This is a genomic window from Paenimyroides tangerinum (assembly GCF_003865405.1).
GTDB lineage: Bacteria > Bacteroidota > Bacteroidia > Flavobacteriales > Flavobacteriaceae > Flavobacterium > Flavobacterium tangerinum.
Genome location: NZ_RQVQ01000010.1, coordinates 20,842 through 45,397 on the forward strand (window position 1 = coordinate 20,842; position 24,556 = coordinate 45,397).

The window sequence follows — 24,556 nt, forward strand, 5'->3', positions numbered from 1 at the left end:
TAATATTCAATATATTTGCAAACTTAAAAATCAAAGATAAAATACATTCACATATATGAAAGCAGGAATTGTAGGCTTACCTAACGTTGGAAAATCAACTTTATTCAACTGTTTATCGAACGCAAAAGCACAAAGTGCAAACTTTCCATTCTGTACAATCGAACCAAATATTGGGGTTGTAAACGTTCCAGATCCAAGAATCAATCGTTTAGAAGAATTGGTGAAACCAGAACGCGTACAAATGGCAACTGTTGATATTGTTGATATTGCAGGTTTGGTAAAAGGAGCAAGTAAAGGTGAAGGTTTAGGAAATCAATTCTTAGGAAATATTAGAGAATGTAACGCTATCATTCACGTTTTACGTTGTTTTGATAACGATAATATTGTTCACGTTGATGGTAATGTAAATCCAATTCGCGATAAAGAAACGATCGATATCGAATTACAACTTAAAGATTTAGAAACGGTTGAAAAACGTTTAGAAAAAGTAAAAAAAGCAGCTAAAACTGGAAATAAAGAAGCGCAAGTTGAGGCAGCTTTATTAGAAAGAATTCGTACAACTTTATTAGAAGGAGTTTCAGCTCGTACGGTTGTTCCTCAAAATAATGATGAAGAAGAATTAATGGAAGCTTTCCAATTAATTACAGCTAAACCAGTTTTGTATGTTTGTAACGTAAACGAAGAAGCTGCTGTTAACGGAAATGCTTATGTTGAGCAAGTTAAAGAATTAGTTAAAGACGAAAACGCTGAGGTAATTATCTTATCTGTTGGAGCTGAGGCTGATATTACAGAATTAGAAAGTTACGAAGAACGTCAGGTTTTCTTAGAAGATATGGGATTAACGGAACCAGGTTCGGCAGTTTTAATTCGTGCAGCTTATAAATTATTAAACTTACAAACGTATTTCACAGCTGGGGTAAAAGAAGTTCGTGCTTGGACTATTAAAGTTGGAGATACAGCTCCGAAAGCTGCAGGTGTAATTCATACTGATTTCGAAAAAGGTTTCATCCGTGCTGAGGTAATCGCTTTTGAAGATTTTTCAAATTATGGTTCAGAAGCTAAAGTAAAAGAAGCAGGTAAATTAAGAGTTGAAGGGAAAGAATATATCGTTAAAGATGGTGATGTTATGCACTTCCGTTTTAACGTATAATTTTCAAAAAATATAAATACAAAAAAAATCCAAACGAAAGTTTGGATTTTTTTATTAGTGCTTATCTCAATTGAATTTTAATCGGAAGCGTAAACATTGAACGAACTTTTTTACCGTTGTGTTCAGCTGCTTTCCATTTTGGCATATTTTTCAAAATACGTTCCGCTTCTTTTCCAACTCCGTGTTTGTCATCAATGATTTGAATGTCTGTAAAAGAACCATCTTTTTCTACTACAAATTTTACTTTTACAACAATTTCATTTGCGCTTGTACTCAAATCTTGTGAAGATAATTTTTTTGCAAAAGTAGAGTAGAAGCGATCAAAACCTTCTTTTGGCTCTGCTTTGTTTTGTCTTAAATTATAAATTTTATCATCTACTTTCTCAACAGTTGTTGTTGCCTCAGTTGTTGTTCTGTTTTCGCCTTCAACACCTTCAGTTGCTAAACCCGTATTTTCACCTTTAGATTTTAGTCTTCCATATTCTGTATCTGCATCAGAATCTGCAACACCTGAATTAATTTTATCAGTAAATTCATCTTGAGCAGTTATTTTACCTTTTGCGTTATCATCTGTTGTAACAGTAATTTCAGTTAACGTTTTGTTCTCCTGAACATCTGTTCTTGCTGAACTCGCTTCTGTTTTGGTGTCTTTTTTATCTTCTACAATTGGATTGTCCTTCGGTTCTATTTTTGGTTCTACCTTTGGTTCTATTTTTGGCTCAACTTCTGTTGGATTCATCGGATCACCGTCAACTAAAATAACTGTTACTGTTTTGTTTGCATTTGATGCGTATAAATATGAACCGCCAAATATTAAACTTAAACCTCCAATTCCAAAAACCAAAGCCAATGCTGTATTTTTTACATTTTCTTGTCTTAATTTATAAGCACCATATAATTTATTGCGTCCTTCAAATACAATGTTAGACCAATCTTTTCCTAAATAATTGAAATTTCCCATGACTTTAAATTTAAAAATTAGAATTTTATTAAGTTTTGTTTTTTTAACAATAAACGTATTGTTTATTTTGATTATATAGTCATAACGTAAAATATGTTTTAAATATTGTTCTGTTTATTAGTGGTAATTTAGTTAAAGTTTTTGGTTAAACTTTAATTTTAACAGAATTCGAATGTTAAAGTTTTGAATGTGTTCTTGTACTGAGATATGTTTTTATTATCAAATCAATTTCATTTTTCAAATAGTTGCTTTCTATTGAAATTGTTTTTGGATAATTCGTAAATTTGGATTTTAAAACAGTAAAATTTTACACATTATATAATGAGTCAAGAAGTAAGAAATTTAGAACCAAAAGTTCTTTGGAATAAATTCGCTGACCTGAATGCAGTTCCTCGTCCTTCAAAAAAAGAAGAAAGAGTAATTGCTTTTATGATGGAATTCGGTGAAAAGTTAGGTTTACCAACGATTAAAGACCACGTAGGAAACGTAATTATTAAAAAGCCTGCAACTCCAGGAATGGAAAATCGTAAAACAGTGGTTTTACAATCGCATTTGGATATGGTGCATCAAAAAAACAACGATACCGTTTTTGATTTTGATACTCAAGGAATTGAAATGTATGTTGATGGTGACTGGGTTCGTGCAAACGGAACAACCTTAGGTGCAGACAATGGTTTAGGAGTTGCAACAATTATGGCAATCTTAGAATCTACGGATATTCCGCATCCAGCGATTGAAGCTTTGTTTACTATCGATGAAGAAACCGGTATGACTGGTGCAATGGGATTACAAGGTGGAATGCTTGAAGGTCAAATTCTTTTGAATTTAGATACAGAAGAAGATGATGAAATTGATATCGGTTGTGCTGGTGGTGTAGATGTAACTGCTGTTGCTGAATACGATGAAGAAGAAACTCCTGAAGGTTCTGTTGCTTATCAAATTACCGTTAAAGGTTTAGTTGGTGGACATTCAGGAATGGATATTCATAAAGGTTTAGGTAATGCAAACAAATTGATGAATCGTTTATTGTTTGATGGTTTTGATAATTTTGGTTTACAAATTTCTGAAATCAACGGAGGAAGTTTACGTAACGCAATTCCACGTGAAAGTGTTGCAAAAGTGATTATTGCTCAAGCGTATGACGAAGCTTTTGTTTTTGATATGCAACAAATTGTAAACGAAATTAAAGCTGAATTTGCTTCGACAGAACCTAATTTAGAGGTTGTTTTTGAAAAATTGGAAACGTTGCCTGCAAAAGTAATGCCTCCTGTTGCTCAATTCTATTTTGTTCGTGCAATGTACACAGCTCATAACGGAGTATATAGAATGAGTGCTGATTTCGAAGGATTGGTTGAAACTTCAAATAATATTGCTAAAGTAAATGTTGGAGAAGGAAAATTATCTGTAAAATGTTTAACACGTTCTTCAGTTGAAACTTCTAAATTTGATTTAGCAAATGCGTTACGTTCTGCTTTTGAATTGATGGGATGTGAAGTTGAATTTTCTGGTTCTTATCCAGGTTGGACGCCAAACGCAAAGTCTGAAATTTTAGATGTTCTTACAGAAATATACGAAAAACAAAACGGAACGAAAGCAGATGTAGTTGCTTGTCACGCTGGTTTGGAATGTGGGATTTTAGGAACTAATTATCCAGATATGGATATGATTTCTTTTGGTCCAACTATTAAAGGAGCGCATTCTCCAGTTGAAAGAGCTTCGATTTCTTCTGCTCAGAAATATTGGAAATTTGTTTTAGAAATTCTAAAAAATATTCCTTTAAAATAATCAGAATTATATTCATAAAAAAACGTCTAATTTTAAAGTTAGACGTTTTTTCTGTTTTATCGTTTTAAATAAGTTCCTTGATAATTGATATTCAAAGAATCTTTACATTTTAATGGAATTGAATCTTTAGAAACATTTTCAAAGAAAACATGCGCTTCTCTTACTGTAAATAAGATTTTCATCAACTGCTGTATCGAATCATTTTTCTCACTTAATTGAACTTCAATTGTGTTTTCCTTATTTAATTTACCATTAAATTTCAAAAGACATTTCGAAATTGAATCATTTATCATGTAAGAAGAAAGTTCTATAGAAATATTATTTTTCTTATTTTGAATAATCTCAAGTTTGTTATAATTCTCAGCCTGATTTCCCATAAAATACGAACCTAAATGGTCTTCAATACTAAATGGTTTTGTGCTTTTGAAAATATAATTTTTAGCTAAATCACCATCAACTTCTTTTAAATCTGAGCCAACTCTTAATATTGAATTTCCGGATTTAATTTTATAAAAAAGTTTTTCTCTATCAAATTTAGCTTCAAAAATAGAATCTTTCAACTTCCAAGTTCCCATTTTTGTTTCAGGAAGCTCATTTCTTCCTTGATAATAAATCGTTCTTGAAATAGTACTATCTTTAAAAATTCTAATAGTTGTTTCAATTCCAGCACAATCTGGGCATGGAATAATTGCTTCAAACGAATTTGAAAAAATAGAGTCAAGTAATTCAGGCTGAATCACAACAGGTGGTTTGTCTTTGTCTTTAAAATTGCACGAACCTAATGTTATAGCAGCCAAAAATATCGTTAGCAAGTGTTTTCTTGAAATCATTATCTAAAGAAAAATGTTAATTTATTTGTACCAATTCTAACAAAAATAGTTCCAAAAAATGGTTTTTCAAAGAGAAATTTTTTAAAAATCTTTTATAAGAAAATAAATTTCGTTTTATATTTTTGAATCTTCAATAAATGCTTATTTTTGCACATGCAACACAACGTACTTATTTTAGATTTCGGATCGCAATATACTCAACTTATTGCGCGTAGAGTTCGCGAGTTAAATATCTTCTGCGAGATTCTACCTTTTAACCAAATTCCAGAAGATTTATCTTCTTTTAAAGCTGTAATTTTATCGGGTAGTCCATATTCTGTTCGTTCAGAAGATGCTTTACATCCAGATTTATCAAACATTAAAGGTAAATTACCTTTACTAGCTGTTTGTTACGGTGCTCAATATTTAGCACATTTCAATGGTGGTGAAGTAGCACCTTCTAATTTGAGAGAATACGGAAGAGCTAATTTAGCTTTTATAAAAGAAGACGAAGCTTTCTTTGAAAACATTCCTGCAAATTCTCAGGTTTGGATGAGTCATTCAGATACAATTAAAACATTACCAACAAACGGTGTGCGTTTAGCAAGTACCCATGATGTTGAAAATGCAGCCTATCGTATTGATGGAGAGCAAACGTATGCGATTCAATTCCATCCAGAAGTTTTCCATTCAACAGATGGAACAGAATTAATTAAAAATTTCTTAGTAAACATTGCTCAAGTAGCTCAAGATTTTACGCCTAATGCTTTTGTAGAAGAAACTATTGCTGATTTAAAACAAAAAATTGGTAACGACCGTGTAATTTTAGGATTATCTGGAGGAGTTGATTCTACTGTAGCTGCAGTTTTATTAAATAAAGCTATCGGAGAAAATTTATATTGTATATTTGTAAATAACGGTTTGTTACGTAAAGACGAATTCCAAAGTGTTTTAGATCAATACAAAGGAATGGGATTGAACGTAAAAGGTGTTGATGCTGCTGATCGCTTTTTAGGTGAATTAGCTGGTATTGAAGAGCCAGAAGCAAAACGTAAAGTAATTGGTAAAGTATTCGTTGATGTTTTTGACGATGAATCAAAATTGGTTAAAGATGCTAAATGGTTAGGTCAAGGAACTATTTATCCTGATGTAATCGAATCGGTTTCTGTAAAAGGACCATCAGCAACAATTAAATCGCATCATAATGTAGGTGGATTACCTGATTATATGAAATTACAAGTTGTTGAACCATTACGTATGTTATTTAAAGACGAAGTTCGTAGAGTTGGTGCTTCTTTAGGAATCGATCCTGAATTATTAGGTCGTCATCCTTTCCCAGGACCAGGTTTATCGATTCGTATTTTAGGTGATATTACTCCAGAAAAAGTTGCTATTTTACAAGAAGTAGATGCAATTTTTATTAATGGTTTAAAAGAACATGGTTTATATAACGATGTTTGGCAAGCAGGTGCCATTTTGTTACCAGTAAATTCTGTTGGTGTAATGGGAGATGAGCGTACGTACGAAAAAGTGGTTGCTTTGCGTGCAGTTCAATCTACAGACGGAATGACGGCTGATTGGGTTCATTTACCTTACGAATTTTTAATGGAGATTTCGAATAAAATTATAAACAGAGTTAAAGGAGTAAACCGTGTGGTTTATGATATTAGTTCTAAACCACCAGCAACAATTGAGTGGGAATAAATTATATAAGAAGTCGTTGTTTTTCAGCGACTTTTTTTAATTAAATGTTTTTTATAGATGAAAAATAAGATTGGAACTTTGTTTTTATTGATGTTTACTTCGGCTGTAAGTTTTGCACAAGAAGCAACTCAAAAACATACGGTACAAAAAGGTGAAACGATTACACAAATCGCAAAAAAATATCAAACATCAGCAAACGAAATATTTTTGTTGAATCCGAATGCAGTTAACGGAATCAATGAAAATCAAATCTTACTAATTCCAAATTTAAATTCGGGAGCGATTCAACATGAAGTTTTGGCTCAAGAAACCATTTATGGAATTTCTAAAAAATATAATATTGCAATCGACCAATTGTATTTATATAATCCAGGTTTGAAAGAAAATGGATTGAAAATTGGTCAAAAAATCAATATTTCAAAACCTAAAACAGTATCAAATACAACTTCAAATTCAAGCGAAAGTAAAGTTGTTACTTATCGCGAAATCGAAGTAAAAGAGAAAGAAACGATTTACTCATTAGCTAATCAAAATAATACAACAGTTAGTGAAATCTATGAGTTAAATCCAAAATTGGAATCTGATGGATTAAAGAAAGGTCAGATAATTAAAATCCCGAGTTCAAAAAAGAAAACAGAATCAAATAATCCGACGTACGCAACAAGTAGTAAGGTGAATTTTATTTTTGTTGAACCAAAAGAAACTATTTTCGGAATTTCAAAAAAATACAATGTTTCTAAAGACGATTTGATGACTTGGAATCCAGATTTGCAAAATGGTTTAAAAGAAGGAATGAAGTTATATGTTCAAAAACCATTACCTGAAATTGCTGCTGTGTTGGAAATAATTGAAGATGAACCAATCGTAGAAAAAATTAAAATAAATAAAAGTAAAAATCAAGTTCAAGAATTGACATTCTTGTTGCCGTTTAATATTAATGAAGATTCTTTTTCGGATCGAGCTGCTTTGAATAAACGTTTGAATACAGATGTTTTCTTGAATATGTCTTTGGATTTTTATTCAGGTGCTTTAATTGCCATCGATTCTGCAAAGGCGATGAACCTTCCGATTCATATAAAAATTGTTGATTCAAAAGAAAATAACCGTTCATTGAATATCGAAGAATTAAAATCTCAAATTGATTTCAGTTCAACTGATGTTGTGATTGGTCCATTTTTTCAAAAGAATGTAGATGCGTTTTCTGAAGTATTCAAAAATCAAGATTTGATGGTTGTTTCTCCTTTGTCAACCGACACAGGAAAACCTTATCCAAATCAGGTTCATGCGATGCCAAATAACGGTATGATTCGTAATACGATGATGGAATATTTACGTTCAAATTACGGGAATTTAGTTGCAGTTGTTAATCCAAAATCAAATTCAAATAAAGCTTTTTTTACTCAGAATTATTCTGAAGTTAAGTTAGTAAATACGTCTGATAACGGAAGTTTAAGTGCTTCTAGTATCGAATCAGAATTGATTCAAGGAAAAGTGAATTATGTTATTTTGGATTCGAATTCAATGAAAACTGCAATTGACTTAATTACTTCGCTGAAAAAATTAAAATCAAAATTTGATATTCGCTTAGTAGCTTTAGAAAAATTGGATGTTTTAGATTCAACAGAAGTTCAAATACAAGATTTAGTTGATTTGAAATTTACGTTTCCATCGGTTACAAATGATGCAACTTCGAACGTAAATGTAAAGTTTGAAGAAGCGTTTAAGAAACGTTTTAATACTTCTCCAAATCGATTTGCAATTCGTGGATTCGACGTTACTATGGATGTGATTTCTCGAATGATGCAAGATGATGATAATGGAGAAAATATTTTTGGATACGGTTCAGAACAAATTGAAAATAAGTTTACTTATGTAAACGAAAACGGTGGAATTTTCAATTCAGGAATTTATGTTTTGTATTACGATAAAGATTTAACCATTAAAGAAGCACAATAATGACATCGAAAGTAACGTATTTAGGAAATTTAAGAACAGAATCTACGCATTTACAATCAAATCAAACCATTGTAAACGATGCACCTGTTGATAATCACGGAAAAGGAGAAGCTTTCTCGCCAACCGATTTAGTATCAAATTCATTAGCAACTTGTATGTTTACGATTATGGGAATTAAAGCTGCTGAAATGGATGTGAATTTAGAAAATTCAACTGCAGAAGTAACTAAGATTATGCAAGCAAGTCCACGTAAAATTGCTGAAATTAAAATTGATTTTACGATGAATGTTCAAGTTGATGAGAAAACGAAAACCATTCTAGAACGAGTTGCTTTTACTTGTCCTGTTTATTTAAGTTTGAATCCAGATATTATAAAAACGATTTCGTTCAATTGGAAGTAAAAACAAGATATATGAAAAATTACATCATCATTCTTTTCTTATTCATTGGGTTTTCAATGAATGCCCAGGTTGAAAAAATAGTCGGAAATTGGTCTGTTAAAGAAGTTGTTAGTCCAAAAGGAAATCCTGTTTTTGAAGAGCTGATTCAATCTTTAGATTCAAGTACGTTTGAATTTAAAAGCGATAAAACTTTAAAACTAAAAACGAATCAATCGGCTGGTTCGCTAGATTATATGGTTCAAATGATTGAACAAAGTAAATGGAATTTTGAAAATGATATCATCACTTTAACGGATAAAAGTGGTTCGATGATTTTTATGAAAATATACGTTTCGACAAAAGATGATAAAACCTTATTTTCTTTTCAAGAAACCGATTTGATTTTAGAAGTTAGTAAAATATAAGCGCTCTTTTCAGAGCGTTTTTGTTTATTTTTGCTTTAGGATTAATTTTAAAGATATTTACAAACTCTTGATATTCTTTATTTTTCAATTTTTTATGAAGGAAATTTACAAAAACAAAATTTTTAATTGGGTTTTAATAATCTTGTCTTTATTTGTATTGATTGAAAAGTCGATAAGTTTATTTCAAGAATATCAATTTATGAACGTTTTGATAGTCAAAATGTTTTTATTTTTTGTTCCGTTATTTTCTCTTATCTCTTTTTTTGTAAAGAAATTTTCTAAAGAATTTTATTCAAAATTATTTTTAGTAATTAATTTTATTGTACCTCTGATTACACTATTATATCATTTTTTGGTAGATTTAATTATTTATTCAATATCAAGAACTGAATTGATATCAAATCCAATAATTTATTTAAATTTTTTTGTTGGAATTTTATTGTTTTATTTATCAATCAAATTTTCAAAAAAGTCCAAAATTGAACAACAAATTGAATACGGAAAAATGTTTTTGAGTTTAGGATTTTTTCTAATTTTATTAAATGCTACTTCATTTTATGACTCTGAAAATTTTTCTACGACTGAAATTTTGATAAAATTTTTAATAAGTATTGTAATTGCTTTTGTTGGAAATAAACTTAGAATGAACTTGATGAAATTTAAAAAAGCGATTTTATTTATTAGTATCTTATTTTTTGTTTATGGTCTGATATAATCAAAACTAAATGTTTCATTTGTGTCTATTTTTATTTAAAAATCAGGGTTTTCCCTTGAAACTTTTTTTAACTATTGTATTAAATTGCGAAAAAAAATAAAATACCTTTTAATATAAATATGAAAACCTTTTTCTTATTATTAATTCTCTCTCTTCCGTTTTACGGAATAAGTCAAAAAAAGCCATTCTACAAGCGTACTTTAGTTGCTTATGAAATGAATAAACAAGATACAATCAATAAAAAAGTGATGATAACGTATCTTGATAGTCTAAAAAATGTTATTTCGACCGAAAATAATATTTCAAATGCCATTTCTGGAGCTAAAACGAATCCTGTAAAAACACATTCTATAATTGAAATTGATTCAGATAGTTTGTACGTTTCTGCTGAAATTGATAAAAATGGTGATATTATTAGTAAAATCATTAGGATATATGATGAAAATAAAAATAATATCGAAAAATATCAAGTTCGTAAAGGTGATACTATTGATTGGCAAAAACGCGAGTATAATGAATTTGGAAAATACACAAAACTTTATAATAAGCAGAAAGAAAGTAACGATTTCATTCTTTCTATGGAATGGACTTATGATGAAAAAGGAAATCAAATAGTTGAAAAAAAATATAACGATTTAGGTAAATTAATCGAATATCATAAAAACGAAATTGAATATAAAAAAAACGAATTTATTTCAACTAGATTTTCTTATGAAAACGGAAAAGGATTTGTTAAAAAGCAAAAAAATATTACATCAGGAAACATACAAAAAACCTATTTTTATGAAAACAAAAGCGGTTATAATTATGGTTTAAAACTTGTTTTTGTAAATGGTGGAATGCAAATAGTTGAAAGAGATGCGGCTGATAATCTTAAAGAACTGAAGGTGTTTGATAGAGATAACAATTTGACCATTCTTGTAAAAAACATTGAAGTTTTATTGTAATTTAAAATAGCATATAAGCAATCCATTGGGTTGCTTTTTTTTGTGATTATAAATCCTGAAAATTAAATTGTAAATATAACTTTTAGCTTAAAATAGAATTGGTAAATTTACCTTTTCTAATAAATCGAAAATCTTACTTTGGAATATTCATAGCTTACATCGATTTATAAATCTACTTTTACATGTCCCAAGAACAACAAAAACTTTTAGTTGAATTAGCTCATACCAAAATGCCTTTTGGGAAATTTGAAGGCAGATTCTTAATCGATTTGCCTGAACATTATATCGTTTGGTATAACAATAAAGGTTTCCCAAAAGGGAAATTAGGCGAACAATTGCAATTGGTTTATGAACTGAAATTAAATGGACTTGAAGATCTGATTCGAAATATTCGCATCAAATATCCCAAACCTTTAAAATAACTATAATTGCGACTTAATATTTTCGCAGTACAAATTATAGTTGTACTTTTGCCAAGTTTAATTAACAACAACGCAACGCAACATAATTAATAATGAAACAAACAAAGTATATTTTTGTAACAGGTGGTGTAACATCTTCTTTAGGAAAAGGAATTGTAGCAGCATCTTTAGCAAAATTGCTACAAGCAAGAGGATATCGTACAACAATTCAAAAATTTGACCCGTATATCAACGTTGATCCAGGAACGTTAAATCCGTATGAACACGGAGAATGTTTTGTGACAAACGATGGTGCAGAAACAGATTTAGATTTAGGTCACTATGAACGTTTCTTGAATGTTCCAACATCTCAAGCAAACAACGTAACTACTGGACGTGTTTACTCATCAGTAATTGAGAAAGAACGCCGTGGAGAATTTTTAGGAAAAACGGTTCAGGTTGTTCCACACATCACAAACGAAATCAAAGAACGTATGCAATTGCTAGGTAAATCTGGTGATTTTGACATTGTTATTACAGAAATCGGAGGAACGGTTGGAGATATCGAATCATTACCTTATATCGAATCTGTTCGTCAGTTATTATGGGATTTAGGTGAAAACAATGCTATTGTAATTCACTTAACTTTAGTTCCTTATTTAGCTGCAGCTGGTGAGTTGAAAACAAAACCAACGCAACATTCGGTTAAAACTTTAATGGAAAGTGGAATCAAAGCTGACATTTTAGTTTGTAGAACCGAACACGAATTATCTACTGAAATTCGTCAAAAATTAGCAGCTTTTTGTAACGTAAAAACAGAGGCGGTTATTCAATCAATCGATGCGTCAACAATCTATGAAGTTCCTAACAATATGTTAGCTGAAGGATTAGACCGTGTAGCATTGAAAAAATTAGATTTACCTGAAAAGTCATTACCAGATTTAGTAAAATGGAATGATTTCTTACATAGATTAAAAAATCCTAAACATACGGTTAACATCGGTTTAGTTGGAAAATATGTAGAATTGCAAGATTCTTACAAATCAATTTTAGAAGCATTTATTCACGCTGGAGCTGAAAACTTAGCTAAAGTAAACGTGGTTTCGATTCATTCAGAATCATTAACAGTGAAAAATGTTGCTGATAAATTGAAAAATTTAGACGGAGTTTTAGTTGCACCAGGATTTGGTTCTCGTGGAATTGAAGGTAAAATTGAAGCGGTTCGTTACGTTCGTGAAAATAAAATTCCATTTATGGGAATTTGTTTAGGAATGCAAATGGCAGTTATTGAATATGCTAGAAACGTTCTGAAATTTGAAAATGCAAATTCTACTGAAATGAATGATAATACACCTTATCCGGTAATTACATTTATGGAAGAGCAAAAAACAATTACAGATAAAGGTGGGACAATGCGTCTTGGTGGATGGGATTGTGAGATTAAAGAAGGAACTAAAGCTTACGAAATATATGGTTCTACTTTAATTAATGAACGTCACCGTCACCGTTACGAATTCAATAATACGTATTTGGAAGAATTTGAAAAAGCTGGTTTAATTGCTTCGGGTGTTAACCCAGAAACAAGATTGGTTGAAATCGTTGAAATCGAAGACCATCCGTTCTTCGTGGCAGTTCAATATCATCCAGAATACAAAAGTACAGTTGCAAATCCACATCCTTTATTCGTGAATTTTGTAAAAGCGGCTGTAAACAAAAAAGTAAACGGATAAAATACGAGGATTAACCTCAAGAATTATTTGAAAATTAAGTAATAATTAAATGGAAGAAAAAAAATTAGACAAGAGTAGTTTAATTGGAATGGGATTACTCGCAGGGCTTTTATTTTGGATGGTTTCTGGAAACTTCGGTAAAGAAGATGAGAAACTTGAAGATGAGAAACAAAAGACTGAAAAGGTTGATACCACTGAAATGGCGGTTGCAGAAATCTTTAATGCGCCTCCAACCGATTCATTAGCAACAGAAAAATTCAAAGCTGCTTTAGGTGATTTCGCTTATAGCGCTACGTTACCAGCTGCTTATGATGAAGAAGTTGTTGTTGCTACCGATTTTTTAACTGTTACTTTTTCAAATAAAGGAGGTTATATCAAAACTCTTGAATTAAACGGAATTCACGCAATTTCTAAAAATTCAAAAGAAATCGTTACTTTAATTAAGGATAATAATTCTAAGTTAAACTTAAAGTTTCAAACAAAAGACAATCGCGTTTTCAATACTAAAGACTTGGTTTTCGAACCAACTGTTTCTAAAGAAGGTGAAAATACAGTAGTTTCAATGCGTTTGAAATCTTCTGCAAATGCGTTTTTAGAATATCGTTATGTGATTAAACCAAATAATTATATGTTAGATTTTACAATCAAAACGGTTGGATTAACTAATGTAATTAACGGTTCAAATCCTGCAGATTTAGATTGGCAATTAAAAGCATATCGTAACGAAAAAAGTATTTCTTATGAAAATAGATATACAGAAATGGTTTACGAATATGACGGTGATAAAGACGATTATTTAAGTGCTTCAAGTGCAGTTGATGATGCTACTGAAAAAGATGTGAATTTCATCGCTTTCAAACAGCATTTCTTTACGTCGATTTTATTAACAGATACAACTTTTAAATCAGCAGTTTTAAAATCAGAAAACTTAGTTAAAGATGAAGCTGTTGATACTACTTTTACTAAAAATTTCCAAGCAAGTGTTCCTTTAGAATTCAAAGGTGGTGAGTTAAACTATAATATGAATTTATATTTTGGTCCAGCTTCTTATGATATTTTAAAAAGTTATGAAGGTAAAAACTTAACTAAAGTTATGCCACTTGGTTGGGGAATTTTCGGATGGATTAATGAGTTTATTTTCATTCCTGTTTTTGGAATTTTAGCTTCGTTCTTACCTTATGGAATTGCGATTATTGCATTAACGATTTTAGTTCGTATTGTAATGTCTCCAATTACTTATAAATCATATGTTTCTCAAGCTAAGATGAAATTGATTCGTCCAGAAGTAAATGAAATCAACGAGAAATATAAAAATGACCCAATGAAAAAACAGCAAGAAACAATGAAATTGTATTCTGCTGCAGGAGTTAATCCAATGGCTGGTTGTTTACCTGCTTTGGCGCAAATTCCAGTTTTCTATGCGTTGTTCCAATTCTTCCCTTCAGCTTTTGATTTAAGACAAAAATCATTCTTATGGGCAGATGATTTATCATCCTACGATAATGTAATTCAATTACCATTTACAATTCCATTCTATGGAGATCACGTAAGTTTATTCCCAATCTTAGCTTCTGTAGCCATTTTCTTTTATATGAAAATGACAACCGGAGATCAGCCTCAAATGGCACCACAAGAAGGTATGCCAGATATGAGTAAGATTATGAAAATTATGATTTACATTTCTCCTTTAATGATGTTGTTCTTCTTTAATAATTACGCATCTGGATTATCGTTGTATTATTTTGTTTCTAATATGATTACTATTTTAATTATGTGGGTCATCAAAAACAAAATTGTAAATGATGATAAATTGAAATTAAAAATGGAAGAGAATAAAACGAAGGAAAAACCTCAAGGTAAATTCCAACGTAAAATGCAACAAATGATGGAGCAAGCACAAGCTGCTCAAGAACAACAAAAGAAAAATAAAAAGTAATTCTTTTTTTAAGTATATTTAACAGCCCTGAATTTTCAGGGTTGTTTTTTTTTGGTAGATATTTAAGTGAAATTCGATTATTAAATTTTTGAATATGAAAAAGGTTTATAAAAATATAGTTTTCTTCGGTTTGATTCTATTTAGTAGTTTCAATTCGATTGCTCAAGATACAAATCGTACCAGCGCAAATGGTAAGCGCGAAGGAAAATGGATTGGATATTACGAAGGAACTAATAATAAGCGCTACGAAGGTGTTTTTGAAAATGGAGTAGAACAAGGTGTTTTTGTTTTTTATGACGATTCGCCAAGTGCTAATGTGATTGCAAAAAGAGATTTCTCTAAAGGTAACGGAATTGCTTTTACAACTTTTTATGATTCAAAAGGTAAAAAAGTAAGCGAAGGATATTTTAAAGGTAAACTTAAAGAAGGCAAATGGATTTATTTTCATATGGATGGAACAACCCTAATGTCTGAAGAAACTTATGTTAATGGTAAATTGGAGGGTGTTCGTAAGGTTTATTATAAATCTGGAAAACCATCGGATGAGATGAATTATAAGAATGGAGTTTTAGAAGGTAAATTGTTTAAATACACTGAAAACGGGCAAATTATTTCCGAAGAATTTTATGTTAATGATGCAAAACACGGAAAAGCAATTTATAGAAACGCTTCAGGAGTTATTGTAGAAGAAGTTGATTTCGACAATGGAAGAAAAATCAAGTCCAATAAGAAACCTTAAAATGCTCTTAAAAGCAAAGTAGATTTCGTTAGAATTATCGTAATTTTGCAGTTCAGTTTTTTAAAATGAAAAAAAGAGTAGTAGTAGGCCTTTCTGGTGGAGTAGATTCTAGCGTGGCCGCATATTTATTAAAAGAGCAAGGTTATGAAGTAATTGGATTATTCATGAAGAATTGGCATGATGATTCGGTAACTATTTCTAATGAATGTCCTTGGCTTGAAGATAGTAATGATGCTTTAATGGTAGCTGATAAATTAGGAATTCCTTTTCAAACAGTCGATTTAAGCGAACAATATAAAGAGCGAATCGTTGATTATATGTTTAACGAATACGAAAACGGACGTACACCAAATCCGGATGTTTTATGTAACAGAGAAATCAAATTCGATGTTTTTATGAAAATAGCTTTGGAGCTTGGTGCTGATTTCGTTGCAACCGGACATTATTGTCGTAAGCAAACTCAGATAATCGACGGTAAAGAAGTTCATAGTTTAATGGCTGGTGTTGATCCGAATAAAGATCAATCATACTTTTTATGTCAATTATCTCAAGAGCAATTATCAAAAGCATTATTTCCGATTGGCGATTTATTAAAACCAAAAGTTAGAGAAATTGCAGCTGAAAATGATTTAATTACTGCAGAAAAGAAAGATTCTCAAGGTTTGTGTTTTATCGGAAAAGTTCGTTTACCCGAATTTTTACAACAACAATTAAAACCAAAAGCTGGATTGATTTATGAAGTTTCTAAAGATCATCCTGTGTTTAATAAAGAAGAGAAAAAGTATAACTCTCTTGAAGAACAATTATTTGCTGAATCAACTTCTATTAAATATACACCAGAAACGGGTAAAAAAGTAGGAAATCACAACGGAGCTCATTATTACACAAACGGTCAGCGAAAAGGGTTGAATGTAGGAGGAACTGTTGAACCTTTGTTTATTATTGCAACTGATGTAAATGAAAATGCAATTTACACAGGACAAGGAAGTTTTCATCCAGGATTATTCAGAAAATCTTTATTTGTAAAACCAGAAGAAATTCATTTTATACGTGAAGATTTAGCTTTGAAAAATGGTGAATCTATGGAAGTTATGGCACGTATTCGTTACCGTCAACCGCTTCAAAAAGCTACTTTATATAAGTTTGAATCTGGAATGTATGTACAGTTCGATGAACCTCAATCAGCAATTACTGAAGGGCAATTTGTTTCTTGGCATTTAGGTGAAGAATTGATTGGATCAGGAGTTATTTCTAAATTATAAATACCTTTCATAAACATTATATCAAACCAAACTTGAAAAAGTTTGGTTTTTTTGTATCTTTCAATTTCCAAATTAATTTAAAAAGACATGAATAGAATAACACAACTTTTCAATATAAAATATCCAATCATTCAAGGCGGAATGATTTGGAATAGCGGATATAAATTGGCAGCAGCAGTTAGTAATGCAGGTGGTTTGGGTTTGATTGGCGCGGGTTCAATGTATCCAGAAGTTTTGCGTGAGCATATCCAAAAATGCAAGAAAGCAACAGATAAACCTTTTGGGATAAATGTGCCTATGTTATATCCAAATGTTGAAGAGATTTTGAATATTATTATTGAAGAAGGTGTAAAAATTGTTTTTACATCTGCTGGAAATCCAAAAACATATACCTCATTCCTTAAAGAAAAAGGTTTGACGGTTGTCCATGTCGTAAGTTCTACAAAATTTGCTTTAAAAGCTCAAGAAGCTGGTGTTGACGCTGTTGTTGCCGAAGGTTTTGAAGCGGGTGGTCACAATGGTCGTGAAGAAACAACAACTTTGACTTTGATTCCAATGGTAACAAAAGAAGTTTCAATTCCGGTTATCGCAGCAGGTGGAATTGCTACGGGTAAAGGAATGCATGCAGCTATGATTCTTGGTGCAGATGGTGTTCAAATGGGAACTCGCTTTGCGATGACTGTTGAAAGTTCAGCTCATGATAATTTTAAAAATCTTCTTGTAGATGTAAAAGAAGGAGATACGCAATTAACTTTGAAAGAATTGGCACCTGTCCGTTTGATTAAAAATGAATTTTTCAACCAACTTCAAGAGGTTTATAAGAAAGGAGCTTCAATTGATGAATTAAAAGAAGTTTTAGGACGTGCTCGTGCTAAAAGGGGTATGTTTGAGGGGGATTTGGTTGAAGGTGAGTTGGAAATTGGTCAAATTGTAGGATTAATTTCAGAAATTGAAACTGTAGCCCGTGTTTTTGAGGGGGTGATTTCAGAATTTAATGAATCTGTTAAAATTGATTTTAAGTTTTAGAATAAATAAAAACAAAAAAATAACGATAAAAATGTGTTTTTATTTTTTTTAACTTCTTTAAATTATGTTATTGTTAATAATATTAAAAAAAAAATAGTTAATTTTATAGAAACGAATAAATAAGAAGATACAACATGAGTTATTATAAAATTGGTGACTTAGAACAATATTTTAAACACTATAAAAAATCGGTTAGAGAACCACGTAAATTTTGGGGCAAAATCGCAGAAGAAAACTTTGTTTGGTACCAAGCTTGGGATAAAGTTTTTGATTTTGATATGGAAAAACACGATATCAAATGGTTTACCGATGGAAAACTAAATATTGTAAAAAACTGTATTGATAGACATTTATCAAAAAGAGGTGAAAAAGCAGCATTGATTTTTGAGCCAAATGATATAAACGAGCAAGCGCAAGTAATTTCGTATAACGAATTATATGTGCGTGTTGCTAAAATGGCGAACGTTTTAAAATCTCAAGGGATTGAAAAAGGAGATCGCGTTTGTATTTATTTACCTATGATTCCAGAATTAGCAATTGCTATGTTAGCTTGTGCTCGAATTGGTGCAATTCATTCGGTAATTTTTGCAGGTTTTTCTGCTGAGGCAATTAAAACAAGAGTTGAAGATTGTGGTGCTAAAATGGTTATTACTTCAGATGGTGGTTTCCGCGGAGCTAAGACAATTCAATTAAAAAATATAGTTGACGACGCAATTAAAGATTTATCTTCGGTTGAAAAAGTTTTAGTTGTAAAACGTACAAACGAAGCGGTTCAGATGAAAGAAGGACGTGATTTGTGGTTAGCTCCTTTATATGAAGTTGCCGAAGAATCTAACGTAGCTCAAATTATGGATTCTGAAGACCCGTTGTTTATTTTATATACTTCTGGTTCAACAGGAAAGCCTAAAGGAATGGTTCATACAACGGCTGGTTATATGATTCAAACTGCTTATACATTCAATAATGTGTTTGACTATAAAGATGATGATATTTTTTGGTGTACTGCCGATTTAGGTTGGATTACTGGACATTCATATATATTGTATGGAGCTTTATTAAACGGAGCAACAACTGTGATGTTTGAAGGAGTTCCGTCATATCCAAATCCTAGTCGTTTTTGGGATATTATCGATAAGCACAAAGTAACTCAATTTTATACAGCTCCGACAGCCATTCGTTCGTTAATGACTGAAGATTATTCTTATATTACAGGTCATGATTTAAGTTCATTGAGAATCTTAGGTTCGGTTGGAGAACCCATTAACGAAGAAGCTTGGCACTGGTTTAACGATTTCGTTGGTAAAAAACGTTGTCCGATTGTTGATACGTGGTGGCAAACAGAAACAGGAAGTATTTTGATTTCGCCTTTAGCAAATGTAACACCTACAAAACCTACTTATGCAACTTTACCTATGCCTGGGATTCAAACGGTTTTGATGGATGAATTGCATAACGAAATTACAGGTAATCAAGTAATGGGTTCGTTATGTATCAAATTCCCTTGGCCTTCAATGGCTCGTACGATTTGGAATGACCACGAAAGATACGTTCAAACTTATTTTTCAGATTTTCCAGGTTGCTATTTTACAGGAGATGGTGCATTAAGAGATGAAGTTGGATATTACAGAATCACTGGTAGAACAGATGATGTTGTAATTGTTTCTGGACATAATATTGGAACAGCGCCGATTGAAGATGCTATCAATCAACATCCAGCAGTTGCAGAAAGTGCTGTTGTTGGTTATAATCACGATATTAAAGGAAATGGGCTCTATGGTTTCATTACTTTGAAAGTGGAAGGTACAACGCGTGACCGTGAAAATGTGAAAAAAGAAATCAATCAATTAATCACTTCACATTACGGACCTATTGGAAAATTGGATAAAATTCAGTTTGTGGAAGGTTTGCCTAAAACGCGTTCTGGTAAAATTTTACGTCGCTTATTACGTTCAATTGCAACCAACCGTTTAGATACTTTTGGAGATACTTCAACGATGATTAATCCTGAAGTTGTTCAAGGAATTATCGATGAAAGACAATAATATTTAATCCCAGTGAAAGCTGGGATTTTTTGTTTTATAAAGGCTAATTATGTATTTTTGATAAAAACTAAAAATGGAATCTTTTTCTAATCAAACAATTAATTTTAACGAACTTCCCGATTATAAAAAAACGGAATTAACTCCGATTGCAAAACGCTATAAAAAAGTATTGCTTTTCAATTTAATCGTTTCGACTGTTATTATTTTTGGAATCGCTGTTGCTGTTTCTATTCTGTTTCTTGATCAATTTTCTTGGATTTACAAAGGAATTGCTCTGGCGATTTTGTTTTTAATAATAATGATTTCAAATGTCTTTTCTTTAATCGCATTTAAAAGAAAAAGTTTTGCTTTCAGAGAACAAGACGTGATTTATTGTTCTGGAGTTTTGTCCATTTCGTATGAAATTGTTCCTTATAACCGTTTGCAACATGTTGTTTTAAAGCAAGGTTGGCTTTCTCGTTTTTTAGGATTAGCAACGATTGAGTGTTATACTGCGGCAAGTAGTAATAACGAAGTTGCGATTCCAGGTTTAGAATTGGATCAAGCAGAAAAAATAAAGAATTTGTTATTAAATAAAATCAATCAAGTCGAGTTAAAAGAAACTTCAGATAATGAAGACGCTAGTAATGATGATATAAATAGTAATTCAATTTCTACTGACCAAAATTTAGAAGAAAATGCTACAAATTGATTTGAACCAGCCACAAAGGCAATCCAAAAAAGGTTTGGCAATTATTTTCTTTAATGTTGTAAAACCTTTTGTAAAATCGTTTTTACCAATTGTTTTGATTTTATTCTTTCGAGATGACGAATCAAGTAAATTTTTTAAAATTTCTTTAATATTAGGAAGCGCTTTTCTTTTGATTTCGATATTGAGTGTGTTGAATTTTTTGTACTTCAAATTTTATATCAATTCAGATTCTAATGAATTTATTATTGAAAAAGGTTGGCTAAATAAATCGAAAACCGTTGTTAAATTTGATAAAATTCAACAAGTAAATTTAAATCAAAATTTTTTACACAAACTGTTAAATCTATATTCTGTAGAAGTTGAAACAGCTGGTTCATCAAAAACCGAAGGTAAAATTTACGCAGTCTCTGGTGATGTGGCGCATGTTTTAAAATTGAAATTATTAGAAAAAGATAAAACGATTAATGAATATCTTCAAATAGATTCAAATCCTATTGAAAACCAAACAATCGTAAATCAACCGAAAAAGAAGTTTATTGAAATTTCACTTTCTAGTTTGGTAAAAGTTGGAATAACAAGAAATTATCTTCAAACGTTTTCACTGCTTTTTGTTATTTTAATTCAAGTTGTCGAAAAAATTCAAGACTATTATCGCGACGAAGAGATCAATGTATATTCTCAATTTGGTGATTATGCAGAGAAAAATATTTCCTTGATGTTGTTGCCTTTTTTCATTGTCGGAATTTTCTTGTTAGTATTAATCATTAATTTGGTTCGAACTTTATTGAAGTATTATAATTATAAAATCGATGTGGTAAATCGAAAATTATTTATTTCATACGGACTTTTCGAAACAAAAAACACCATTATTAAGTCGCAACGTGTTCAAATTTTAAAAATAACGCAGAATTATTTTCAGAAGTTGCTTAACGTATTGATGTTAAAAATTTTACAAACAGATTCCGATGAGAATACGTCCAAAAAAGGAATTGGAATCGATATTCCTGGAGTAAATAAATCTGAAAAAGAAGCGATTGTTGACCAAATTTTCAAGAAAGAAATCCAACTAGAAAACGGAATCAAACCAAGTATTCGTAAATTTGTGGTTCATTTTATTTGGTTTAGTATTTTTCCATCGATGGTTTATTTCGGAATTGCTTGGTTTCAGTTCGAAGAAATTTATATTTTTCTAACGATTCCACTTTTTTTGATTACTGCTTTATATCAATGGATAACTTACAAAAATGCTTTTTTCTATTTTACCGAACATTTTATTGTTCAGAAAAGTGGTTTTTGGGATGTGACTTATAGTATAATTGAACCTCATAAAATTCAAAAAATAAAAACTTATCAGCGCATTTGGCATTTGAACTTAAACTTAGGAAGCGTTGTTTTATATACAGCTGGAGGTTTTTTGAGTTTTTCGATTGCTGATGAAGTTGAAATTCGTAACCGAGTTAATTTTTGGTTATATAACATTGAAAAACAAAATTTAAATTGGATGTAATGCAGATTGAAGAAAATCATATTTTAATACAAAATAGTTCTATTTATTATAAAAAAGTAACGTCTCAAAATGCTACGAATACTTTGATTTTATTACATGATTCGTTGGGTTGTACGGTTCTTTGGCGCGATTGGTTAGATATTTTAGCTCAAGAACTAAACGTTTCTGTTTTGAGTTATGACCGTCGTGGTTACGGAAAATCATCAAATTATACCGTTCCACGTCCAATCAATTATTTAGAGCAAGAAGCTCAGATTTTAGATGAATTAATTGAGAAATTAGAACTTAAAAATGTGCATCTTTTTGGATTTTCGGACGGAGCAAGCGTAGCAACTATTTATGCAGGAATGTTTCCTGATAAGATTCATTCATTAACTATTGAAGGAGTTCATGTTTTGATTGAACAAGAAACATTAGCAGGAATTCGTCAAGCAAAACATACATTAGAAACGACTCAAATTGCAAAAGTTTTAGAAAAATATCATGGAGATAAAGTAATGGATTTATATTTGGCTTGGACAGAAACCTGGGTGAGCGAATCGCATCAATCGTGGAATATTGAACATTTTATTCCACAGATAAAAGCTCCGATTTTAGTTTTCCAAGGAGAATTTGATGAATTTGGTACTGCTGCTCAAATGGATGCTTTTGACAAAGCTCCAAAGGCTGAAAAATATTGGGTTTTAGGTGCTGGGCATACAGCTCATAAAGAAAAGAAAGAAGAAGTATTTGAAAAAGTTACTTCGTTTATCAAACAACATTTGGTTTAAATGAAAAAGTGGATTAAAGCGGCACGTTTGCGAACATTGCCTTTGTCAATATCTGGAATTTTTGTTGGAAGTGCTTGTGCTTATCAATCGTATCATAATCAATGGAATTATTGGTTAATTTTCGGATTATGTTTCTTAACGACTTTATTTTTTCAGGTTTTGTCTAATTATGCTAATGATTACGGTGATGCAGTTAAAGGGACAGATAATGAAAATAGAGTAGGACCGAAACGTGCAATCCAGAGTGGAGAAATTACTAAATCTCAAATGAAAACGGCGATTATTATAACTTCTGTTTTGTCTTTACTTTCTTCTGTCGGTGTTATTTATGCTTCATTTGGTAGTGAAAATTTTATTCAAGCAACAATTTATTTGATTCTTGCTATTGCTTGTGTTGGAGCTGCAATTAAATATACGGTCGGTAATTCAGCTTACGGTTATCGTGGATTAGGCGATGTTTTTGTGTTTATTTTCTTTGGATTGGTGAGTACTTTGGGTTCGTATTATTTATACGGGCACTCGTTTGATTTCACCGTTTTACTTCCTGGAATTGCGATTGGTTTGTTGAGTATGGCGGTTTTGAATATGAATAATATGCGTGATATAGAAAACGATGCGGCAATGGGAAAAAATACTATTGTTGTGAAATTAGGTTTCAATAAAGCTCGTATGTATCATTTCTATTTGATTGTCTTAGCTGTAATTGCACTAAATTCATTTGCTTTAGAAAAAGGATTTAAATGGTATCAGTTTGCCTTTGTTTTTGGGTTTATTCCTTTGTTAAAGAATCTAAAAGTGGTCAACACAGTGACTAATCCCAGAAGTTTGGATCCAGAGTTAAAACGTTTATCATTAACTACTTTTTTAATATCTTTACTATTATCTATTGCTTTAATCTTAATGTAAAAAATATATGAAAATTACTTATTTAGGACACGCTTCTTTAGCTATTGAAGTTACAGGAAAAAATATTATTGTAGATCCGTTTATTTCTGCTAATGAATTAGCATCTCATATCGATGTAAATGCTTTAAAAGCCGATTATATTTTGATAACACACGCTCACGGAGATCATATTTTAGATGTTGAAACGATTGCTAAAAACAATCCAAATGCAGTTATAGTTTCAAATGCAGAAATTGCTGGTCATTACGAAGCTAAAGGTTTTAATTCACATCCGATGAATCACGGTGGTTCTTGGAATTTTGATTTCGGAACGGTTAAATATGTAAATGCCATTCATTCTTCTTCATTTCCAGATGGTTCTTACGGAGGTCAACCTGGTGGTTTTGTAATAAGTGCGAATAATAAGAATGTTTATATTGCTGGAGATACTGCTTTAACACAGGATATGAAATTGATTCCATTGCGTACCAAATTAGATTTAGCTGTTTTACCGATTGGAAGTAATTTTACTATGGATGTTGAAGACGCTGCGATTGCTGCCGAATTTTTACAAGTTAATAAAGTTTTAGGTTATCATTTTGATACGTTTGGATACATTAAAATCCATCACGAAACTTCAAAAGAACGTTTTGCAAATCACAATAAACAACTGATTTTATTAGAAATTGGTTCGTCAATAGAAATTTAATTTAAAGCTTCGAAAGAAGCTTTTTT

21 protein-coding genes are annotated in these 24,556 nt (G+C 31.1%); 19 read left to right on the forward strand and 2 right to left on the reverse strand.

Features of this window, described 5'->3' with window-relative positions; translation table 11 throughout:
* Positions 1–55 precede the first annotated feature (55 nt).
* Positions 56–1,150: a redox-regulated ATPase YchF gene (gene ychF, locus EG240_RS05670; protein WP_125018363.1), complete on the forward strand. Its 1,095-nt coding sequence runs from the start codon at positions 56–58 to the stop codon at positions 1,148–1,150.
* Positions 1,151–1,211: 61 nt separating this feature from the next.
* On the opposite strand, the gene EG240_RS05675 is transcribed toward ychF, so the two are convergent.
* Positions 1,212–2,111, reverse strand: a complete 900-nt coding sequence (locus EG240_RS05675) for an energy transducer TonB (protein ID WP_125018365.1) — start codon at positions 2,109–2,111, stop codon at positions 1,212–1,214.
* 321 nt (positions 2,112–2,432) lie between these two features.
* Between EG240_RS05675 and EG240_RS05680 the strand changes: the two genes are divergently transcribed.
* Positions 2,433–3,896: an aminoacyl-histidine dipeptidase gene (locus EG240_RS05680; RefSeq protein ID WP_125018367.1), complete on the forward strand. Its 1,464-nt coding sequence runs from the start codon at positions 2,433–2,435 to the stop codon at positions 3,894–3,896.
* A 56-nt stretch (positions 3,897–3,952) separates the two neighbouring features.
* Here the strand turns inward: EG240_RS05680 and EG240_RS05685 are convergent, their stop codons facing one another.
* Positions 3,953–4,708, reverse strand: coding sequence for a copper resistance protein NlpE N-terminal domain-containing protein (locus EG240_RS05685; protein WP_158611988.1), 756 nt, complete (start codon positions 4,706–4,708; stop codon positions 3,953–3,955).
* 171 nt (positions 4,709–4,879) lie between these two features.
* On the opposite strand from EG240_RS05685, the gene guaA reads away from it, so the two are divergent.
* The 17 genes from guaA to EG240_RS05770 all read left to right on the forward strand — a co-directional run bounded on the left by guaA (position 4,880) and on the right by EG240_RS05770 (position 24,530).
* The gene (gene guaA / locus EG240_RS05690; protein ID WP_125018371.1) at positions 4,880–6,409 is read left to right on the forward strand and encodes a glutamine-hydrolyzing GMP synthase; all 1,530 of its coding nucleotides are present in this window, start codon (positions 4,880–4,882) and stop codon (positions 6,407–6,409) included.
* Positions 6,410–6,466: 57 nt separating this feature from the next.
* On the forward strand, positions 6,467–8,365 hold the full coding sequence (locus EG240_RS05695) for a LysM peptidoglycan-binding domain-containing protein (protein ID WP_125018373.1): 1,899 nt from the start codon (positions 6,467–6,469) through the stop codon (positions 8,363–8,365).
* A complete protein-coding gene (locus EG240_RS05700; protein WP_125018375.1) occupies positions 8,365–8,766 on the forward strand; it encodes an OsmC family protein in 402 nt (133 codons plus the stop codon). Before EG240_RS05695 ends, EG240_RS05700 begins: the two co-directional genes overlap by 1 nt.
* 11 nt (positions 8,767–8,777) lie before the next feature.
* Positions 8,778–9,170: a DUF5004 domain-containing protein gene (locus tag EG240_RS05705; RefSeq protein ID WP_125018377.1), complete on the forward strand. Its 393-nt coding sequence runs from the start codon at positions 8,778–8,780 to the stop codon at positions 9,168–9,170.
* 834 nt (positions 9,171–10,004) lie between these two features.
* Positions 10,005–10,832, forward strand: a complete 828-nt coding sequence (locus EG240_RS05710; protein WP_125018379.1) for a hypothetical protein — start codon at positions 10,005–10,007, stop codon at positions 10,830–10,832.
* 182 nt (positions 10,833–11,014) lie between these two features.
* Positions 11,015–11,254 (forward strand): DUF3820 family protein, encoded by a 240-nt coding sequence (locus EG240_RS05715; protein ID WP_125018381.1) that lies wholly within the window; start codon positions 11,015–11,017, stop codon positions 11,252–11,254.
* A 92-nt stretch (positions 11,255–11,346) separates the two neighbouring features.
* A complete protein-coding gene (locus EG240_RS05720; RefSeq protein WP_125018383.1) occupies positions 11,347–12,963 on the forward strand; it encodes a CTP synthase in 1,617 nt (538 codons plus the stop codon).
* A gap of 49 nt (positions 12,964–13,012) precedes the next feature.
* Complete coding sequence (gene yidC, locus EG240_RS05725; protein ID WP_125018385.1) at positions 13,013–14,899, forward strand: membrane protein insertase YidC; 1,887 nt, start codon at positions 13,013–13,015, stop codon at positions 14,897–14,899.
* Between the two features lie 94 nt (positions 14,900–14,993).
* Positions 14,994–15,638 (forward strand): toxin-antitoxin system YwqK family antitoxin, encoded by a 645-nt coding sequence (locus tag EG240_RS05730; protein ID WP_125018387.1) that lies wholly within the window; start codon positions 14,994–14,996, stop codon positions 15,636–15,638.
* A 65-nt stretch (positions 15,639–15,703) separates the two neighbouring features.
* Positions 15,704–16,900 carry a tRNA 2-thiouridine(34) synthase MnmA gene (mnmA, locus tag EG240_RS05735; protein ID WP_125018389.1) on the forward strand — a complete coding sequence of 399 codons (1,197 nt, stop codon included), beginning with the start codon at positions 15,704–15,706 and terminating at the stop codon, positions 16,898–16,900.
* An 87-nt stretch (positions 16,901–16,987) separates the two neighbouring features.
* Complete coding sequence (locus EG240_RS05740) at positions 16,988–17,926, forward strand: NAD(P)H-dependent flavin oxidoreductase (protein WP_125018391.1); 939 nt, start codon at positions 16,988–16,990, stop codon at positions 17,924–17,926.
* Positions 17,927–18,060: 134 nt separating this feature from the next.
* Positions 18,061–19,968 (forward strand): acetate--CoA ligase, encoded by a 1,908-nt coding sequence (acs, locus tag EG240_RS05745; protein WP_125018392.1) that lies wholly within the window; start codon positions 18,061–18,063, stop codon positions 19,966–19,968.
* Between the two features lie 73 nt (positions 19,969–20,041).
* Positions 20,042–20,659: a PH domain-containing protein gene (locus tag EG240_RS05750; protein ID WP_125018393.1), complete on the forward strand. Its 618-nt coding sequence runs from the start codon at positions 20,042–20,044 to the stop codon at positions 20,657–20,659.
* Complete coding sequence (locus tag EG240_RS05755) at positions 20,646–22,166, forward strand: PH domain-containing protein (RefSeq protein WP_125018394.1); 1,521 nt, start codon at positions 20,646–20,648, stop codon at positions 22,164–22,166. The genes EG240_RS05750 and EG240_RS05755 overlap by 14 nt, the downstream gene beginning before the upstream one ends.
* Positions 22,166–22,936, forward strand: a complete 771-nt coding sequence (locus tag EG240_RS05760; protein WP_125018395.1) for an alpha/beta fold hydrolase — start codon at positions 22,166–22,168, stop codon at positions 22,934–22,936. Before EG240_RS05755 ends, EG240_RS05760 begins: the two co-directional genes overlap by 1 nt.
* Complete coding sequence (menA, locus tag EG240_RS05765) at positions 22,937–23,842, forward strand: 1,4-dihydroxy-2-naphthoate octaprenyltransferase (RefSeq protein WP_125018397.1); 906 nt, start codon at positions 22,937–22,939, stop codon at positions 23,840–23,842.
* Between the two features lie 7 nt (positions 23,843–23,849).
* Positions 23,850–24,530 carry a metal-dependent hydrolase gene (locus tag EG240_RS05770; protein ID WP_125018399.1) on the forward strand — a complete coding sequence of 227 codons (681 nt, stop codon included), beginning with the start codon at positions 23,850–23,852 and terminating at the stop codon, positions 24,528–24,530.
* Positions 24,531–24,556: the final 26 nt, after the last annotated feature.

Bases quoted from the DNA above. Each gene is read 5' to 3' on its own strand.
- yidC (WP_125018385.1), top strand. From the start codon at position 13,013: ATGGAAGAAAAAAAATTAGACAAGAGTAGTTTAATTGGAATGGGATTA.
- EG240_RS05760 (WP_125018395.1), top strand. From the start codon at position 22,166: ATGCAGATTGAAGAAAATCATATTTTAATACAAAATAGTTCTATTTAT.
- EG240_RS05755 (WP_125018394.1), top strand. From the start codon at position 20,646: ATGCTACAAATTGATTTGAACCAGCCACAAAGGCAATCCAAAAAAGGT.
- EG240_RS05700 (WP_125018375.1), top strand. From the start codon at position 8,365: ATGACATCGAAAGTAACGTATTTAGGAAATTTAAGAACAGAATCTACG.
- guaA (WP_125018371.1), top strand. From the start codon at position 4,880: ATGCAACACAACGTACTTATTTTAGATTTCGGATCGCAATATACTCAA.
- EG240_RS05710 (WP_125018379.1), top strand. From the start codon at position 10,005: ATGAAAACCTTTTTCTTATTATTAATTCTCTCTCTTCCGTTTTACGGA.
- EG240_RS05695 (WP_125018373.1), top strand. From the start codon at position 6,467: ATGAAAAATAAGATTGGAACTTTGTTTTTATTGATGTTTACTTCGGCT.
- EG240_RS05705 (WP_125018377.1), top strand. From the start codon at position 8,778: ATGAAAAATTACATCATCATTCTTTTCTTATTCATTGGGTTTTCAATG.
- ychF (WP_125018363.1), top strand. From the start codon at position 56: ATGAAAGCAGGAATTGTAGGCTTACCTAACGTTGGAAAATCAACTTTA.
- EG240_RS05720 (WP_125018383.1), top strand. From the start codon at position 11,347: ATGAAACAAACAAAGTATATTTTTGTAACAGGTGGTGTAACATCTTCT.
- EG240_RS05675 (WP_125018365.1), bottom strand. From the start codon at position 2,111: ATGGGAAATTTCAATTATTTAGGAAAAGATTGGTCTAACATTGTATTT.
- acs (WP_125018392.1), top strand. From the start codon at position 18,061: ATGAGTTATTATAAAATTGGTGACTTAGAACAATATTTTAAACACTAT.
- EG240_RS05740 (WP_125018391.1), top strand. From the start codon at position 16,988: ATGAATAGAATAACACAACTTTTCAATATAAAATATCCAATCATTCAA.
- EG240_RS05715 (WP_125018381.1), top strand. From the start codon at position 11,015: ATGTCCCAAGAACAACAAAAACTTTTAGTTGAATTAGCTCATACCAAA.
- EG240_RS05680 (WP_125018367.1), top strand. From the start codon at position 2,433: ATGAGTCAAGAAGTAAGAAATTTAGAACCAAAAGTTCTTTGGAATAAA.
- menA (WP_125018397.1), top strand. From the start codon at position 22,937: ATGAAAAAGTGGATTAAAGCGGCACGTTTGCGAACATTGCCTTTGTCA.
- EG240_RS05770 (WP_125018399.1), top strand. From the start codon at position 23,850: ATGAAAATTACTTATTTAGGACACGCTTCTTTAGCTATTGAAGTTACA.
- mnmA (WP_125018389.1), top strand. From the start codon at position 15,704: ATGAAAAAAAGAGTAGTAGTAGGCCTTTCTGGTGGAGTAGATTCTAGC.
- EG240_RS05730 (WP_125018387.1), top strand. From the start codon at position 14,994: ATGAAAAAGGTTTATAAAAATATAGTTTTCTTCGGTTTGATTCTATTT.
- EG240_RS05750 (WP_125018393.1), top strand. From the start codon at position 20,042: ATGGAATCTTTTTCTAATCAAACAATTAATTTTAACGAACTTCCCGAT.